The following is a 2038-nucleotide window of genomic DNA, read 5'->3' on the forward strand; positions in this document are numbered from 1 at the left end:
TCAACAATATCGCCCATCAGGCGGGTGAACATACCATCGGCAGTATCGGCATGATCGACAAACACGCGCAGAAGCGAGCGAGCCTCTTTATCCAAAGTGGTTTCCCACAATTGGTCGGCATTCATTTCGCCCAAGCCTTTATAGCGTTGGATGGTGATGCCTTTTCGTCCTGCCGCCCGCACAGCCTCCAGCAAAGCCAAGGGGCCATGAATTTCGGTCTCAACTTCGCGACGTTTGATCTTGGCCAAGCCATCATAGGCACCCGCCATTGCGGCCGCACGTTCGGCCAAGCGGCGGGCATCGGACGAGCCCAGCACATTCTGATCCAGCTTAATGGTCTCCGCCACGCCGCGCACTTCGCGCGTCATTTCAAGGCCGGAAGCATCAATCTTGACGGTCCAAGTGTCTTCGCCTTCATCGGCCAGTTCGTTCAAGCGCACGGCCAAGCGGTCGCCCGCATCTTGCCCAGCCCCGATCACCAAGGCACCCGCAATGGCCGCCTGCTCAATCGCAAAGGCCGGGAAGCGGGTCGCCAAACGGCGGACCGAGCCTTCAAATCCTTCCGCATCCTTCACGGTGGCGACCAGATCAGCGCCAAGGCGGCCTTCACCACTGGCCAAAGTCAGAATGGCGTCCGTTGTGCCTTCTTCGATCAGATAGGCTTCAAGCGCCGCATCATCTTTCAAATAACGCTCCGACCGGCCTTTGGATGCCTTGTACAAAGGCGGCTGGGCGATGAACAAATGCCCACGCTCAATCAATTCTGGCATTTGGCGGTAGAAGAAGGTCAAAAGCAGGGTGCGGATATGCGCCCCGTCGACGTCTGCGTCCGTCATGATGACGATCTTGTGGTAGCGCAATTTGTCGGGATTAAAGTCATCACGACCAATCCCCGTGCCCAATGCCGTGATCAAAGTGCCGATTTCCTGGCTCGACAGCATTTTGTCAAAGCGGGCGCGCTCTACGTTCAAAATCTTGCCGCGCAAAGGCAAAACAGCTTGGAAACCGCGATCGCGGCCCTGTTTGGCCGAGCCACCTGCCGAGTCACCCTCGACGATGAAGATTTCGGATTTGGCAGGGTCACGCTCTTGGCAATCAGCGAGCTTGCCGGGCAGGGACGCGATATCAAGGGCGCTCTTGCGGCGGGTCAATTCACGCGCTTTTTTCGCCGCCTCACGGGCAGCGGCGGCTTCCACGATCTTGGCCATGACGACTTTGGCAAGGCTGGGATTTTCCTCAAACCATTCGGCCAAGGTTTCGCCAACCGTGTTCTCCACGGCTGGCCGGACTTCAGACGAGACGAGCTTGTCTTTGGTTTGGCTGGAGAATTTCGGGTCAGGCACTTTGATCGACAAGACGCAGGTCAGGCCTTCACGGGCGTCATCGCCAGTAATGTCGACTTTCTCGCGCTTGGAAATACCCGATTTCTCGCCATAGGCATTGATCACGCGTGTCAGGGCACCCCGGAAACCGGCCAAGTGCGTGCCGCCATCGCGCTGAGGGATGTTATTGGTGAAGCACAGCATATTCTCGTGATAGCTGTCGTTCCATTGCAGCGCAGCCTCCACCACGATGCCATCCTTCTCGCCCTTCACGAAGATGGGCTTCTCGGTGACGCTGACGCGGTTGCGGTCAATATGCTGGACGAAGGCTTCCACGCCGCCATCATAGCGCATGATTTCTTCATAGGGCTCTGGCCCGCGCAAGTCGCGGAAACGCACCGTGACACCCGAATTCAGGAAGGCCAATTCGCGCAGGCGATGCTCCAAGGTCTTTCGATCAAACTCCACCATGGTGAAGATGGTGGGCGAGGGCCAGAAACGCACGCGCGTGCCCTTCTTGCCCGCTTCAACCGGGCCAACCAAACGCAAGGGCGCTTTGGCTTCGCCCAAGGCAAAGCTCATGGTGTGTTCCACGCCATTGCGGAAAATCGTCAATTCCAACAGGTCCGACAAGGCGTTCACAACCGAAACGCCCACGCCGTGCAGGCCGCCCGACACTTTGTAGGAATTCTGGTCGAACTTACCGCCCGCGTGCA

Annotated in this window: 1 protein-coding gene; it reads right to left on the minus strand. The window is 57.9% G+C overall.

Translation table 11 applies throughout. From position 1 onward, the window contains the following. Nucleotides 1-2038 (minus strand): DNA gyrase subunit B (locus ACOVRA_RS06485; RefSeq protein WP_421719576.1); only part of this gene is annotated, 2038 nt, incomplete at both ends.

It is taken from the genome of Aquidulcibacter sp., assembly GCF_049239865.1.
In the GTDB taxonomy this organism is placed as follows: Bacteria; Pseudomonadota; Alphaproteobacteria; order Caulobacterales; family Aquidulcibacteraceae; genus Aquidulcibacter.